Annotated in this window: 11 protein-coding genes; 8 read left to right on the top strand and 3 right to left on the bottom strand. The window is 65.1% G+C overall.

Features of this window, described 5'->3' with window-relative positions:
- Positions 1-26: 26 nt before the first annotated feature.
- The 3 genes from gatB to gatC form a co-directional block, all read right to left on the bottom strand.
- On the bottom strand, positions 27-1,481 hold the full coding sequence (gene gatB, locus AOG28_RS01830) for an Asp-tRNA(Asn)/Glu-tRNA(Gln) amidotransferase subunit GatB (protein ID WP_043332582.1): 1,455 nt from the start codon (positions 1,479-1,481) through the stop codon (positions 27-29).
- The gene (gene gatA / locus AOG28_RS01825) at positions 1,481-2,959 is read right to left on the bottom strand and encodes an Asp-tRNA(Asn)/Glu-tRNA(Gln) amidotransferase subunit GatA (RefSeq protein WP_043332580.1); all 1,479 of its coding nucleotides are present in this window, start codon (positions 2,957-2,959) and stop codon (positions 1,481-1,483) included. The genes gatB and gatA overlap by 1 nt, the downstream gene beginning before the upstream one ends.
- A 130-nt stretch (positions 2,960-3,089) precedes the next feature.
- Positions 3,090-3,377 carry an Asp-tRNA(Asn)/Glu-tRNA(Gln) amidotransferase subunit GatC gene (gatC, locus tag AOG28_RS01820; protein WP_054555110.1) on the bottom strand — a complete coding sequence of 96 codons (288 nt, stop codon included), beginning with the start codon at positions 3,375-3,377 and terminating at the stop codon, positions 3,090-3,092.
- A 328-nt stretch (positions 3,378-3,705) separates the two neighbouring features.
- Here gatC and AOG28_RS01815 point away from each other — a divergent pair, with 328 nt between their 5' ends.
- From AOG28_RS01815 to tldD, 8 genes are all read left to right on the top strand, one after another.
- Positions 3,706-4,743: a rod shape-determining protein gene (locus AOG28_RS01815; RefSeq protein WP_043332576.1), complete on the top strand. Its 1,038-nt coding sequence runs from the start codon at positions 3,706-3,708 to the stop codon at positions 4,741-4,743.
- A gap of 64 nt (positions 4,744-4,807) precedes the next feature.
- The gene (gene mreC / locus AOG28_RS01810) at positions 4,808-5,785 is read left to right on the top strand and encodes a rod shape-determining protein MreC (RefSeq protein WP_268750727.1); all 978 of its coding nucleotides are present in this window, start codon (positions 4,808-4,810) and stop codon (positions 5,783-5,785) included.
- Complete coding sequence (gene mreD / locus AOG28_RS01805; protein WP_043332574.1) at positions 5,785-6,267, top strand: rod shape-determining protein MreD; 483 nt, start codon at positions 5,785-5,787, stop codon at positions 6,265-6,267. Before mreC ends, mreD begins: the two co-directional genes overlap by 1 nt.
- Positions 6,268-6,278: 11 nt before the next feature.
- Positions 6,279-6,446, top strand: a complete 168-nt coding sequence (locus tag AOG28_RS18490) for a hypothetical protein (RefSeq protein ID WP_162490620.1) — start codon at positions 6,279-6,281, stop codon at positions 6,444-6,446.
- 97 nt (positions 6,447-6,543) lie between these two features.
- Positions 6,544-7,158 carry a Maf family protein gene (locus tag AOG28_RS01800; RefSeq protein WP_054555109.1) on the top strand — a complete coding sequence of 205 codons (615 nt, stop codon included), beginning with the start codon at positions 6,544-6,546 and terminating at the stop codon, positions 7,156-7,158.
- 185 nt (positions 7,159-7,343) lie between these two features.
- The gene (gene rng, locus AOG28_RS01795; RefSeq protein ID WP_043332570.1) at positions 7,344-8,807 is read left to right on the top strand and encodes a ribonuclease G; all 1,464 of its coding nucleotides are present in this window, start codon (positions 7,344-7,346) and stop codon (positions 8,805-8,807) included.
- Between the two features lie 80 nt (positions 8,808-8,887).
- Positions 8,888-13,201: a YhdP family phospholipid transporter gene (locus tag AOG28_RS01790; RefSeq protein WP_152965306.1), complete on the top strand. Its 4,314-nt coding sequence runs from the start codon at positions 8,888-8,890 to the stop codon at positions 13,199-13,201.
- Positions 13,198-14,658 carry a metalloprotease TldD gene (gene tldD, locus AOG28_RS01785; RefSeq protein ID WP_054555107.1) on the top strand — a complete coding sequence of 487 codons (1,461 nt, stop codon included), beginning with the start codon at positions 13,198-13,200 and terminating at the stop codon, positions 14,656-14,658. The genes AOG28_RS01790 and tldD overlap by 4 nt, the downstream gene beginning before the upstream one ends.
- Positions 14,659-14,707 lie beyond the last annotated feature (49 nt).

Here is a 14,707-nt window from a genome sequence, read left to right as displayed (position 1 = left end):
CGCTGTCCTGATCATCGACCACGCGATCAGCTGAGGCTATCCAGCTTGTCTTTCAGCACCTTGTTGACCTGTTGCGGATTGGCGGTGCCGCGCGAGGCCTTCATCACCTGACCGACGAAGAAGCCGATCATCTTGCCACGCTTGTCCGGCTCGGCTTCCTGATACTGGGTCACCTGGGCCGGGTTGTCGGCGATCACCTGATCGACCACGGCTTCGATGGCACCGGTGTCGGTGACCTGCTTGAGGCCGCGTGACTCGATGATCTCGTCGGCGCTCTTGCCTTCGCCATCCCACAGTGCAGCGAACACCTGCTTGGCGGCCTTGCCGTTGATGGTCTCATCGACGATGCGCTTGATCAGGCCGCCCAACTGCGCCGCGGAGACCGGGCTGACGGTGATGTCGAGGTTTTCCTTGTTGAGACGACCGGCCAGCTCGCCCTGCACCCAGTTGGCGGCCTGCTTGGCGTCGCCGCAGACATCCTTCACTTCCTCGAAGAAGTCGGCCATCTCGCGGCTGGCGGACAGCACGCTGGCGTCATAGGCGGACAGGCCAAGTTCGCTTTCGAAACGGGCGCGTTTCTCGGCCGGCAGTTCCGGCAGGGTCTGGCGCAGGTGTTCGATGTAGGCCTCGTCCACTTCCACCGGCAGCAGGTCCGGGCACGGGAAGTAGCGGTAATCGTTGGCTTCTTCCTTGGTGCGCATGCTGCGCGTCTCGTCGGCGTCCGGATCATACAGGCGGGTTTCCTGCACGACCTTGCCGCCGTCCTCGATCAGCTCGATCTGACGCTCCACCTCGAAGTGGATGGCGCGCTCGATGAAGCGGAAGGAGTTGACGTTCTTGATCTCCGCGCGGGTGCCGAAGGCTTCCTGACCCTTGGGGCGCACCGAGACGTTGACGTCGCAACGAAGGGAACCTTCGGCCATGTTGCCGTCGGAGATGCCCAGGTAGGTGACGATGGCGTGGATCGCCTTCACGTAGGCCACCGCTTCCTTGGCGGAACGCATGTCCGGTTCGGAGACGATTTCCAGCAGCGGTGTGCCGGCACGGTTGAGGTCGATACCGGTCATGCCCTGGAAGTCTTCGTGCAGCGACTTGCCGGCATCTTCCTCGAGGTGGGCATGGTGGATGCGGATCGACTTGCGCGTGCCATCTTCCAACAGGATCTCGAGCACGCCAGGGCCGACGATGGGCTGATCCATCTGGCTGGTCTGGTAGCCCTTGGGCAGATCCGGGTAGAAGTAGTTCTTGCGCTCGAACACCGAACGGCCGGCAACGGCGGCATCGACGGCGAGGCCGAAGCGCACGGCCATGGCCACGGCCTGCTCGTTGAGCACCGGCAGGGTGCCCGGCAGGCCGAGGTCCACGGCGCTGGCCTGGGTGTTGGGCTCGGCACCGTAGGTGGTGGAAGAGCCGGAGAAGATCTTTGACTGGGTGGCGAGCTGAGCGTGAACCTCAAGCCCGATTACGACTTCCCATTGCATCAGGCTTGCTCCTGTCCGAATTCCGGGCGCTGGCGGTGCCAGTCGGTGATTTGCTGGAACTGGTGCGCGACGCCCAGCAGGGTCTGCTCACCGAAGTGCGGGCCGAGGATCTGCAGACCCACCGGACGCTTGCCTGAAAGGCCAGCCGGCACGCTGATGCCCGGAATGCCCGCCAGGTTGATGGCGATGGTGTAGAGATCCTGCAGGTACATGGACAGCGGGTCCTTGTGCGCGCCGAGATCGAACGCCGGGGTCGGCGCCGCCGGGCCCATCAGTACATCGACCTGGTCGAAGGCATCGAGGAAGTCCTGGCGGATCAGGCGACGCACCTTCTGGGCCTTGATGTAGTAGGCATCGAAGAAGCCTTCGGACAGGGTGTGCGTGCCGATGATGATGCGACGCTTCACCTCGTCGCCGAAGCCTTCCTCGCGGGTGCGCTTGTAGAGGTCTTCCAGGTCCTGCGGGTCCTTGCAGCGATGGCCGAAGCGCACGCCGTCATAACGCGACAGGTTGGAGGAGGCCTCGGCCGGCGCGATCACGTAGTAGGTCGGGATGGCCAGGTGGGTATGCGGCAGCGAGATTTCCTGCACGCTGGCACCGGCATCCTCGAAGACCTTGATCGCGGCACGCACGGAGGCTTCGACTTCCTCGGACAGGCCTTCGCCGAAGTATTCCTTCGGCAGGCCGATCTTCAGGCCCTTGAGGTTGTAGTCCAGTCCTTCGACGTAATCCGGCACGCCACGCACCACGCTGGTGGAGTCGCGCGGGTCGGCGCCGGCGATCACGTTCATCAGGCGCGCGCAGTCTTCGGCGGAGCGGGCCATCGGGCCGCCCTGATCGAGGCTGGAGGCGTAGGCGATCATGCCGTAGCGCGAGACGCGACCGTAGGTCGGCTTGAGGCCGGTGATGCCACAGAAGGCGGCCGGCTGGCGGATGGAGCCGCCGGTGTCGGTGCCCAGGGCGGCCGGGGCAAGGCCTGCGGCGACGGCGGCGGCACTGCCGCCGGAGCTGCCACCCGGGACGGCGGACAGGTCCCACGGGTTCTTGACGGCGCCGTAGTGGCTGTTCTCGTTCGAGGAGCCCATCGCGAACTCATCGAGATTGGTCTTGCCGAGAATCACCACGCCTTCGGCCTTGAGCTTCTCGATCACGGTGGCGTCGTAGGGCGCGACGAAGTTGTCGAGCATCTTCGAACCGCAGCTGGTGCGCACACCTTCGGTGCAGAAGATGTCCTTGATGGCCATCGGTACGCCGGTCAGCGCGGCGGCATTGCCAGCGGCGCGACGTGCATCGGCGGCATCCGCATCACGCAGCGCGTCTTCGCGGCACAGGGTGATGTAGCTGTTGAGCTCGCCGTCGAGGCGTTCGATACGGGCCAGGAAGGCTTCCGTCAGCTCGCGGCTGGTGTATTCGCCGGCCTCCAGGCCTTGCGCCAGCTCACTGAGCGTCTTGTCATGTAGTGCAATGGACGATGACATGTTCGATTCCATCAGTGCAGACGATGCGCCGGGCATCGTCCGCAGAAATTCCGGGGCGGACGGGGCGTGCCGCGTGACGTGGTATCCGATGGCAGCCGGTCACGATGCGTGAGCGACCTGCCAGGCGAGATCACTCGACGACGCGCGGAACCAGATACAGACCCTGCTCTGTGGCCGGGGCCACCTGCTGAAAACGCTCGCGCTGATTCGATTCGGTGACTTCGTCGGCGCGCAGGCGTTGCGTGGCTTCCAGCGGGTGTGCCAGCGGTGCGACGCCGTCGGTATCGACCTGTTGCAGCTGGTCGACCATGGCGAGAATCCGGTCGAGATCCTCGACGTAGGCTTCGGCATCCTGCGAGGCAAGACCCAGGCGTGCGAGGTGAGCGGCACGCAGCACATCTGAATGTTCAAGGGCCATTGAAGTTTCCCTGTCTTGGCTTCGAGAGGCTTGAGGTGACGGCAGGAGTCGGAGACGACCACGCGGAATCGGCTGGCGCTACGTGCGCGAAAAGCCGAATTCGAAAATTGTGGTGTCCCGGCAAACCCGATGCCCGTTACCCTGTAAAACAGCGCGCTTTGCAGCGATGGAGCAATCTGTCGCCGAATGCGCCGTTACAGTGTGATTCGGCGTGAAATGTACCACATCTGCGTCGCTCTGGCAGGCGTGTCAGCTTGCCGCCATGGGGTGGCAATGGTACCGTTCGCGTCTGCACAGGGTTCCGGTCTGGACTAGGTGATCAACTTCCATGTTTAAACGTTTACGTGGGCTGTTCTCGAGCGATCTGTCGATCGATCTGGGTACTGCCAACACGCTTATTTATGTGCGCGGTCGCGGTATCGTGCTCGACGAGCCCTCAGTCGTGGCCATTCGCCAGTCCGGGAATGCCCGCAGTGTGGCGGCCGTCGGTGCCGATGCCAAGCGCATGCTGGGGCGTACCCCCGGCAATATCACGGCCATCCGTCCGATGAAGGACGGCGTCATCGCCGACTTCACCGTTACCGAACAGATGCTCCAGCATTTCATCCGCAAGGTGCATCAGAGCACCTTCCTGACACCCAGCCCTCGTGTGCTGGTGTGTGTGCCGTGCATGTCGACCCAGGTCGAGCGTCGCGCCATCAAGGAATCGGCCGAAGGGGCCGGCGCACGTGAGGTCTACCTGATCGAGGAGCCGATGGCTGCCGCGATCGGTGCGGGCCTGCCGGTGGAAGAGGCGATGGGCTCCATGGTGGTCGATATCGGTGGTGGTACCACTGAAATCGCCATCATCTCGCTCAACGGCGTGGTCTATTCCGAATCCGTGCGTATCGGCGGTGACCGCTTCGACGAAGCCATCACCTCCTATGTGCGTCGCCATTACGGCAGCCTGATCGGTGAGGCGACGGCCGAGCGCATCAAGGAAGAGATCGGTTGTGCCTACCCGGGTGGCGAGCTGCGCGAGATCGACGTGCGCGGCCGCAACCTGGCCGAGGGCATTCCGCGTTCCTTCACGCTCAACTCCCACGAGATCCTCGATGCGCTGCAGGAACCGCTGGCGGCCATCGTCTCAGTGGTCAAGAGCGCGCTCGAGCAGTCTCCGCCTGAGCTGGCCTCCGACATCGCCGAGCGCGGCCTGGTGCTGACCGGTGGTGGTGCGCTGCTGCGTGACATCGACAAGCTGATCGCGGAAGAGACGGGCCTGCCGGTGATCATCGCCGAAGACCCGCTGACCTGCGTGGCGCGTGGCGGTGGCAAGGCGCTGGAAATGATCGATCAGCACACCTTCGAGCTGCTGTCGAGCGATTGACCTCGTCCGGGGCCGGGCATGCTGTGTGCTGTACGGCTGGTCCCGGCCTGTCGGAGGAAGTGCTATCAAACCCCTGTTCACGCGTGGCCCCGTGCCCGGCTACCGCATGCTGTTGTGCGCGGTGCTGTCACTCGCGCTGATGTTTGCCGAAGATCGCTTCAGCTGGATGGTCGATGTGCGCGCCAGCATGGCGACGCTGGTATCGCCCGTGCAGTGGGTCGTCAGCTTGCCGACGGAAGGCATCAGCTGGGGCGCGCTGGTGTTTGCCGACCAGCAGGAGCTGGCCGACGAGAATCGCGCGCTGCGCGAACAGCTGCTCAATCTGTCCAGCCGTGTGCAACGCATGGCGAGCCTGACCTCCGAGAATACGCGCCTGCGCGAATTGCTCAATGCCGGGCAGCGTAGCGACATCCCCTATATCACCTCCCAGTTGCTCACCCTCGATGCTGACCCGTTCTCCCACCGCATGGTGGTGGACCGCGGCGAGCAGGATGGCGTGCGCATCGGCTTGCCGGTACTCGATGCCTATGGTCTCGTCGGGCAGGTCATCTCCACCTCGGCCTACAACAGTCGCGTGCTGATGATCAGTGATGCCAGTCACGCCGTGCCGGTGGAGATCAATCGCAATGGTCTGCGCTTCATCGCCCAGGGCAGTGGCAAGATCGACCAGGTCGATGTGCTGCATGTGCCGGATACCGCCGACATTCGTGTCGGTGATCTGCTGGTGACTTCCGGACTGGCGCTGCGCTTTCCGCGCGGCTTGCCGGTGGCACGTGTCACCGAGGTCTACCATGATCCCGGCAAGCCGTTCGCCCGCGTGAGTGCCGAGCCCATCGCGCAGCTGGAGCGTTCGCGCAACTTCCTGATTCAGATGCCGCCGCCGGTGGACACCGACAACCTGTATGTCGATGACAGCCTCGATGAGTTGCCGCGCGACAACCTGGCGGCGCCCAGACCCGAGGGGGACGACGCCGCACAAGGCTCCGCCGAGGATGCGGCAGACGCACAGGCACCCACCGATGCTGCCGGGGAGAACAACTGATGGCCTTTCGTCCCCAGACCACCTTGCTGTGCTGGTTCTCGCTGCTGCTGGCGCTGTGTCTGCAGGTCATGCCATTGCCGGATGTATGGCTGATCTGGCGGCCCCAGTGGCTGGGTCTGATGCTGGTCTACTGGTGCATCGTCTCGCCGCAGAGTGTCGGAGTCTTCCACGGCTTCCTGTTCGGGCTGGCGCTGGATGTCCTGCAGGGCGCACCGCTGGGGCACAACGCCCTGGTGCTGTCGCTGACAGCCTTCATGGGTGTGCTGCTCTATCAGCGCATTCGCGCCTACTCGCTGTTGCAGCAGGCGTTGCTGGTGATCGTGGTGCTGGGCATCGCGCAGTTGCTGGATCAATGGCTGCGCAGTCTGTTCGGTGCCGGCCCCGTCAGCCTGTCGTTCCTGCTCTCGGCGGTCATCGGCGGCGCACTGTGGCCGTGGCTCTATACTCTGCTGCAGATGCTGCGTCGGCGGGTCGCGGCCTGAGTGCCACTGGCATGTCGCTAGCGCTTCTTGTCAGCTTCCAAAAGCCGCCTACGGGCGGCTTTCTGGTACTTGTCAGCCATGTTTCTCTTCATGAGGTCTTCCATGTCGTCCACTTCCAGGTCATCCACTTCCAGGTCATCCAGTTCAAGGTCATCCACTTCCAGGCCATCCACACCTGACACCGAAAGCCCCACTTCCTCACTCTTTGCGAACTCTGACGCCGCGACGCAGCGCAAAGTAAGGTCTCAGGACGTTGTTCAACAGGGCGTTGCTCAAGTGGAATTGATTCTGGCCTCGGGGTCGCCGCGTCGTCGTGACCTGCTGGCCAGTATCGGCATCCAATGTGAGGTGGCGCCGATGGATATCGATGAGACACCGCAGGCCAATGAGTCGCCGGAGCATTACGTGCTGCGTCTGGCGCGGGAGAAGGCGCAGGCCGGCTTCGCGGCCCTGGCTCAGCGGACGGCAGGCCAGACGGCGGGGCGGCGAGTGCTCGGCGCGGATACCGCGCTGGCATTGGATGGACGCATTCTCGGCAAGCCGCGCGATGAGGCCGATGCGCGCGAGATGCTGCTCAGCCTGTCGGGGCGCAGCCATCAGGTGCTCAGTGGCGTGGCGCTGTGTCATGGCGACGCCGGGCGCGACATGCGCTGCGCGAGCGAGCTGGTCGAGAGCCGCGTGACTTTCCGCACCATCACCCCGGAGGAGGCCGCGCGCTACTGGGCGACCGGTGAGCCCGCTGACAAGGCGGGGGGCTACGCCATCCAGGGGTTTGGCGCTGTCTTCGTCAGTCATCTCGAGGGCAGTTACAGCGCCGTGGTCGGGCTGCCGCTGCATGAGACCGCAGAGCTTCTGAGCAAGGCGGGCGTTCAGCCGTGGCAACCGCTCTGACGGGCGATGTTCTGCACTGCGTCAGTCGGGTGTCGAGACAGCTCTCCAGCGGCATCGTGAAGGACGATGGCTTGCGTGCGTGGCACAAAATACCCGTTGCAGGAAATCCTTAGTCGATAGATCACAGCCGGGGGCTCCCTTGCTATGTCATAATCGCAAGCAACGACTTTACAAGGACTTGCGCTATGAGCGGCGAGGTATTGATCAACCTGACACCGATGGAGACCCGCGTGGCGGTGGTCGAGAACGGTGTCCTGCAGGAAGCCTTCATCGAACGCAGCGGGCGACGCGGCATCGTCGGCAACATCTACCGTGGCAAGGTGGTGAGAGTGTTGCCCGGCATGCAGGCGGCCTTCATCGACATCGGTCTCGAACGGGCCGCCTTCATCCATGCCCAGGAAGTCATGCCGGCGCACACGCCGCATGATGAGCAGCTCTCGATCCGCGAGCTGCTCAGCGAAGGCCAGCCACTGGTGGTGCAGGTCACCAAGGACCCCATCGGCACCAAGGGCGCCCGGCTGACCACGCATCTGTCGGTGCCGTCACGCTATCTGGTCTATATGCCGGACTCGCCGCATACCGGCGTGTCGCAGCGCATCGAGAGCGATGCCGAGCGTGACCGCCTCAAGGAGCTCACCGAGCAGTGCCTGACGGCGCTGGACCCGGAAGCGCCCGGCGGCTTCATTCTGCGCACGGCGGCCGAAGGCATCAGCGAGGCGGAGCTCAAGCAGGACATGCACTTCTTGCTGCGCCTGTGGCGCAAGGTCAGCGAGCGTCGCCTGACCGCCGCCGTGCCCAGCGTGATCTATGATGATCTGCCGCTGTTCATGCGCACGCTGCGCGACGTGATGCGTGACGAGATCGAGCGCGTGCGCATCGACTCGCGCGAGAACTTCATCCGGCTCAAGGAATTCGCCAGCGAGTTCATGCCGGACATGGAAGGGCGCATCGAGTATTACCCCGGCGAGCGGCCGATCTTCGATCTGTTCAGTGTCGAGGATGAGCTGCACAAGGCGATGGGCCGCAAGGTGCAGCTCAAGAGTGGTGGCTATCTGGTGATCGACCAGACCGAGGCGATGACCACCATCGACGTCAACACCGGGGGTTTCGTCGGCCATCGCAACCTCGAAGAGACCATCTTCAAGACCAATCTCGAGGCGGCGACCGCCATCGCGCGCCAGCTGCGGCTGCGCAATCTCGGCGGCATCATCATCATCGACTTCATCGACATGGAAGAGACCGAGCACCAGCGTCAGGTGCTGCGCGTGCTCGAGAAGTCGCTGGAGCGTGATCATGCCAAGAACAAGATGACCGGCGTGACCGAGCTGGGCCTGGTGCAGCTGACGCGCAAGCGCACGCGCGAGAGTCTGGAGCAGGTACTGTGCGAGGCCTGCCCGACCTGTCAGGGGCGCGGCACTCTCAAGACGCCGGAGACGGTCTGCTACGAGATCTTCCGCGAGATCATGCGCGAAGAGCGCGCCTACAGCCCGGATACCTACATGGTGCTGGCCTCACAGAATGTGGTCGATCGCCTGCTGGACGAGGAATCCGCGGCCGTGGCGGACCTCGAGAGCTTCATCGGCAAGACCATCCGCTTCCAGGTCGAGGCGCATTACACCCAGGAGCAGTACGATATTGTGCTCATGTGATCTGTCAGCCGCCGCGCCTGCGATGAAGCCGGGAGTCGCGTTATCCACATCGTGAGTCTGTCCTGTTCGGAGAACCACCAGTGACCCGTTCTACCTCACCAGAGGCGGCACGTTCTACCTCGCAAGAGGCGGTGCAGGAGGGCGTCGACGACGCCCCGCCTTCGTCAGCTGCGACGCCAGCGCCACCCTCGCGTGGGCGGCGCTGGGCGCGCGGGCTGCTGATGGCGCTCGCGGTGCTGCTGGCGGTGCTGGCCATCCTGATCGGGGGCCTGCGCTGGTGGTTGACCACGCTGGATTCGCGCAGTGAGTCCATCAGTGACTTCATTGCCACCCAGACCCATTCCAATGTGGGGATGTCATCGCTTGAAGGCCGCATGGATCACCTTGATCCGGCCATCAAGCTGTCGGGGCTGAACCTCTTTCGTCCCAACGAGATGCAGGCGGCGCCGCTGTTGAGCGTGTCCCATCTGGAAACCCGTCTCGATGTACTTTCCTCCCTGCGCCATCTGGCGCCTGTCTTTGATCGCGCCACCGCCACCGGCGTCATCGTGCACCTGTACCAGCGCGAAGATGGCAGCTGGGGCTGGCCGGGGCCGCCGCGTCCTCCCGAAGCGCTCGAACCCGAAGGGCAGATGAGTCTTGCGCAGACGGAGCAGGGGCTGGCGCTTTTGGCGCGTCAGCGTGTGCGGCTCGAGGACGTGCGTCTGGTGCTGCATGGTCGCAACGATACCCTCAACCTGAATGCCGCCGAGCTGTTGCTGTCGGGAGAAGGCGATCGCGCGCATCTGGAAGGCCAGTTGCGGGTCGGGGAATCGCCTCAGGCCGGTGTCAGCGCCGTGCTGGAAGTGCTGCCGGGAGACGACGGCCTCGCCGACTACTCGGCCCAGCTGCAGGTAGAGCTGGACGCCGGTGCGCTGGCGAGTGTCGGGCGCCTGATGGGCGAGCGCGACAGCCTGATGCTGCGCGACGCCGATGGTAACGCGACGCTGTGGGCGCGCTGGCGTGACGCGCGACTGGAAGATGCTCGTCTGCGTCTTGATCTCAATCGCCTGACGCTGGATCACCATGGCGCCCAGCTGGCGCTCAAGGACATTCATGCGCGTGGCCAGTGGCTGCGCGATCTGGCAGGCAGTGATCGCTGGCAGGCCTGGCTCAATCAGATCTCGGTCGGCGCCACGCAACTCGATGACGCCCCGGCGGCCGGCGCCCCGGTGGCCGGCGCTCCGGTGGCCGGCACTCCGGCGGCCGACGCTTCGGTGGCTGACAGTGATGGCCAGACGCCGCAAGCGGCGTCATCGCCAGAAGTCTCCGCGGCGTTTGCCAGCCTGCCCGAGCGTATTTCGCTGTCGGGGGATCTCGCCGAGGGCAGCGTGTCGCTGGTCACCAGCAGTTTCGATCTGGAGAAGGTGGCACGTTGGCGCAATGTGCTGGTGCTCGGCGAGCTGGGCAATGTGCTCGAGTCTCTCGATCCGCGTGGCACGGCCACCGGCCTCTCCCTGTCGCTGGCAGGGATCGGCCTCGATACCCCGCTGACCATGAAGCTGGCGCTGGGCCTGACCGGCGCCGAGGTGGAACCCTGGCAGGGCGCTCCGGGGCTCGGTCCCCTGGCGGCCTGGGTCACCGCGCAGAGTCTTGATGAGGGTGGCATCGCGAGCCGGATCGCGTTTCGTGGTGACTCGGGGATGCGCTTTCACTTCCCCGAGGTCTTCGGCGACGGCTGGCAGCTCGAGGCAGCCGACGGGGTGGTCGAGGTCAAGGTCGATGACAGTGGCAGCAGCGTCTCGGGGCATGACCTGCATATCCAGCGCGCTGGCGCCGATGTGACGGGTGGCTTCGGCCTGCAGATTCCCGCACAGGACCATGATCGCTTCCAGCTGGATCTCGAGATGCGCGACGTGAACGCCCGCAGCATTCCGCTGGCCTCCTGGTTGCCGATGAAGGTGCTGGACCCGGCGCTGAGCGAGTGGTTGACACGCGATGTCGCGGGGCAGGTCCCCGAGGGCAGCCTGCATCTCACCCAGGTGTGGGATGACGACAATGGTGAAAATGGCTATGGCCCCGGCGATTCGATGGACCTTGAGCTGGCCATCGAGGATGGGCGACTCGGTTATGCCGAGGGATGGCCTGCGCTGGAGGGCGTGAAGGGCAACCTCGCGCTGCACGACAATACGCTGAGTGCCACGGTCGCGGCGGCGCGCTCTCAGCCGGCCACGGCGCTGGGCAGTGCAGCGCCCCTGGCGGTGCGTCAGGCCGACGTCGACATGCAGGACAACACCTTGAAGATTCAGGGTGACGTGACCGGCAGCGTCGAAGCGCTGTTCGATTTGCTCTCGCATGCGCCGCTGGAAGATACCGCTGCGCTGATCGCCGAATGGCAGGGCAAGGGCTCGGTGGATGCGACGATGGATATCCGCGTGCCGCTGGAGGATGCCGAGCAGACGCGCATCACCGCGGCGGGCAAGGTTGGCGAGCGCCAGGCGGCGACGCTTGCCTTCCCGGGGCCGGGCATCGAGGTTGACGGCATTCGCGGGCCGCTCGAGTTCGTGCATGACCCATCCCGCCCCGAGGGGCGCCGTGAACAGTTGACCGGCAATCTCTCCGGCAAGCTGTTCGGCGGTGCGGTCAAGGCGGCGCTCAACATCGGACAGGCAGATTCAAGCAGCAAGGGCGCGATCACCTTCGACGGCAAGGCGCCATTGGCACCGGTGCTGAGCTGGCTGGGCGCGCCCGAGCACCTGATCGGCGATGCCGCTGAGAACACCCGGGCCGCCTTGCAGGACGGCGAGACCCCGCGCGCGCTGGGCGGCGAGTTCAACTACCAGGCGCGCCTGATGCTGCCGGATGACGGCGCCAGTCTGGCGCTCTCGAGTGACCTCAAGGGAGTCGCCATCAATCTGCCGGCACCCTTTGGCAAGGCGCGCGATCAGGCGGCTCCGCTGGCGGTGGATATCGGGCTCGCGGAGGGTGGCGGCGATGTTCGCCTCGACAATCGCGCCCGAGCACGCTGGAAAGGCGGCAATACGCGCGACGATGGCAGCACAGTGCCGATGACGGGGCAGTTGTGGCTGGAGCGTTGGCCGAGCGACCCGCAGTGGCCCACCCAGACCGGCTGGGACATCGCCTGGCGCACACCGACCCTCGCCCCCGAGCTCTGGAAGCCGTGGGCGGGAGCGCTCTCCAGTGAAGGTGGCGCGAGTGGTGAGGGCAGCGCGAGTGGTGGGGGCAGCGACGCTGAGCAGAGCGACCCCCTGCGTGCCTTGTCACGCCTGCGCGTTGCCACCGATTGCCTGATGATCCAGTCCCGGTGTACGGGGCCGATGACGCTCGAGGCCGCGCCGCGCCAGAGCTCGCAGCAGCAAGGGCTGGGGCTGGCCGCGACGCTGGATGGTCAGCTCGCCAGTGGCGAGCTGGTGTGGCAGTCAGGCGCCGCGCGACCGCTGATTCTGGACCTGGACACCCTGAATCTCGATGCCCTGTGGCCCGCGGATGCCGAGCAGGAGACGCAGGCCGCCAGCGCGCCAAGCGACTTTACCGAGGCTATCGATGTCGGCATCGAACCGACGCCGTATCCCGCTGAGCTTGCCGACCTGCCCGCGGGCAGTCTGCGTCTGGCACACCTCATCTGGCGCGATCAGCAGCTGGGGCCGATCAGTGCCGATTGGACCGCCGACAGCCAGCAGCTGGTGGTGTTGCCGCTCTCCATCACGCTGGGCAAGATCACCGCGGTGGGCAACATCACCTGGGAAGATGCCGGCGCCAACAGTCTGACGCGCGCTCGCCTGTCCGCCGATGGCAGTGACCTGGGCGGGTTGCTCGAGCGTCTCTCCCAGCCGCGCGGCATCGAGGCGGACCGCGCCCGGGCCGAGGTCAAGCTGGCCTGGCCCGGCGCGCCGCAGGACTTTGCCCTGTCGCGCTCCAATGGTCGCGTCGAGATCAAGCTGGATGACGGACGCTTCCTGAATCTGGGCTCGACCTCCGCCCGCCTGCTGGGGCTGGTCAATGTGGATAACCTGCTGCGCCGGCTGTCGCTGGACTTCTCTGATGTCACCGACAAGGGGACGGCCTTCGACAAGGTGCGCGGCGCAGCGACGCTCTTCGATGGGCGGCTGGAAAGCGATGGCCCCTTGCGTATCGAGGCGCCGTCCACCACCGTGACACTCAACGGGCAGGTCGATCTGCTTCGCGGTACCCTTGATCAACGCATGGCCATCACGGTGCCGGTCAGCCAGAACCTTCCGCTGGCCGCCGTGCTGGCAGGCGCGCCCGCCGTGGGCGGAGCGCTGTTCGTGGCCGACAAGATCTTCGGCCGGTTCATCGACAAGGTGACGCAAATTCACTATCGGGTATCAGGCCCCTGGGGCGACCCGAACATTACTCTGGAAAGTGCTGAATGACGCAAAATGCGAGTTCCGGTCGCGTGCTCGACGATGCCGCGGCCCTGTTGCTGACCCCGGGCGGGCTCAGCCTGGATGATCTGGATGCTGGCCTGGCACATGCCATGGGCCCGGGCACCGACTATGCCGACCTCTACTTCCAGCGTGTCTGGCAGGAGAGCTGGGTGCTGGAAGACGGCGTCGTCAAGGACGCCAGCTACAACATCGATGGCGGCGTGGGCGTACGCTCACTGGCGGGGGAAAAGACCGGCTTCGCATACTCCAATCAGATCGATGCCGCCGCCCTTGCCGACACTGGCCGTACTGCGGCGGGTATCTCGCGCAGCGGCAGCAGCGGCACGGTCGCAAGCTCGATCATCACCGAGGCGCCGTCCTTCTATGCGGGCATCGACCCGCTGAATGGCCTGAGCGCCGAGGACAAGGTCGCGATGCTCAAGGAAGCGGACCGCATCGCGCGCAGCCTTGACCCGTCCATCAGTCAGGTGTCGGCCTCGCTGTCGGCGCTTTACGAGGTGGTGATGGTGCGTGCCAGCGATGGCACCCTCGCCGCGGACCTGCGTCCGCTGGTGCGTTTCAACATCAGCGTGATCGCGGTGCGCAATGGCCGTCGCGAGCGTGGCAGTGCTGGTGGCGGTGGTCGTTTCCCGCTGACCCGTCTGCGCGATGAGAATGTCGCCGAGCGTTACGCGCGTGAAGCCGTGCGCCAGGCGCTGGTCAATCTCGAGGCCATCGATGCACCGGCCGGTCAGATGCCGGTGGTGCTGGGCAATGGCTGGCCGGGCGTGCTGCTGCACGAGGCGGTCGGTCATGGTCTGGAAGGTGACTTCAACCGCAAGGGCAGCTCTGCCTTCTCGGGCCGCATGGGCGAGCAGGTCGCGGCACGCGGCGTCACCGTGGTCGATGATGCGACCCTGGCCGATCGCCGTGGCTCGCTGTCCGTCGATGACGAAGGCACCCCGGGACAGTACACGCCGCTGATCGAGGACGGCATCCTCACCGGCTACATGCAGGACAAGCTCAATGCCCGCCTGATGGGCATGGCGCCGACGGGCAATGCGCGGCGTGAGTCCTTCGCGCACCTACCGATGCCGCGCATGACCAATACCTACATGCTGGGTGGCGATCGCGATCCGCAGGAGATCATCAAGAGCGTCAAGCGTGGCATTTACGCGGTCAGCTTCGGCGGTGGTCAGGTCGACATCACCTCCGGGCGTTTCGTGTTCTCCGCCAGCGAAGCCTATCTGATCGAAGACGGCAAGGTGACCACGCCGGTCAAGGGCGCGACCCTGATCGGCAACGGGCCGGAAGCCATGGGCCGCGTCTCGATGATCGGCAACGACCTGGAGCTGGATACCGGTGTCGGCGTGTGTGGCAAGGACGGCCAGTCCGTGCCCGTCGGTGTCGGTCAGCCGACGCTGAAGCTCGATGAGCTGACGGTCGGCGGCACGCAATCCTGAGCGGGTCGCGTTCACAATGAAGCGATGAATACGACGACACCGCCGTGGC

It is taken from the genome of Cobetia sp. UCD-24C (assembly GCF_001306765.1).
Lineage (GTDB): Bacteria > Pseudomonadota > Gammaproteobacteria > Pseudomonadales > Halomonadaceae > Cobetia > Cobetia amphilecti.
Note: the sequence above shows the minus strand (reverse complement) of the source record. Positions and strands in the feature narration are given on the sequence as shown.

Excerpts from the sequence above, each read along its gene's own strand:
- rng (WP_043332570.1), top strand. The coding sequence starts at position 7,344 with ATGAGCGGCGAGGTATTGATCAACCTGACACCGATGGAGACCCGCGTG.
- AOG28_RS18490 (WP_162490620.1), top strand. The coding sequence starts at position 6,279 with ATGTCGCTAGCGCTTCTTGTCAGCTTCCAAAAGCCGCCTACGGGCGGC.
- mreD (WP_043332574.1), top strand. The coding sequence starts at position 5,785 with ATGGCCTTTCGTCCCCAGACCACCTTGCTGTGCTGGTTCTCGCTGCTG.
- AOG28_RS01815 (WP_043332576.1), top strand. The coding sequence starts at position 3,706 with ATGTTTAAACGTTTACGTGGGCTGTTCTCGAGCGATCTGTCGATCGAT.
- gatB (WP_043332582.1), bottom strand. The coding sequence starts at position 1,481 with ATGCAATGGGAAGTCGTAATCGGGCTTGAGGTTCACGCTCAGCTCGCC.
- gatC (WP_054555110.1), bottom strand. The coding sequence starts at position 3,377 with ATGGCCCTTGAACATTCAGATGTGCTGCGTGCCGCTCACCTCGCACGC.
- tldD (WP_054555107.1), top strand. The coding sequence starts at position 13,198 with ATGACGCAAAATGCGAGTTCCGGTCGCGTGCTCGACGATGCCGCGGCC.
- gatA (WP_043332580.1), bottom strand. The coding sequence starts at position 2,959 with ATGTCATCGTCCATTGCACTACATGACAAGACGCTCAGTGAGCTGGCG.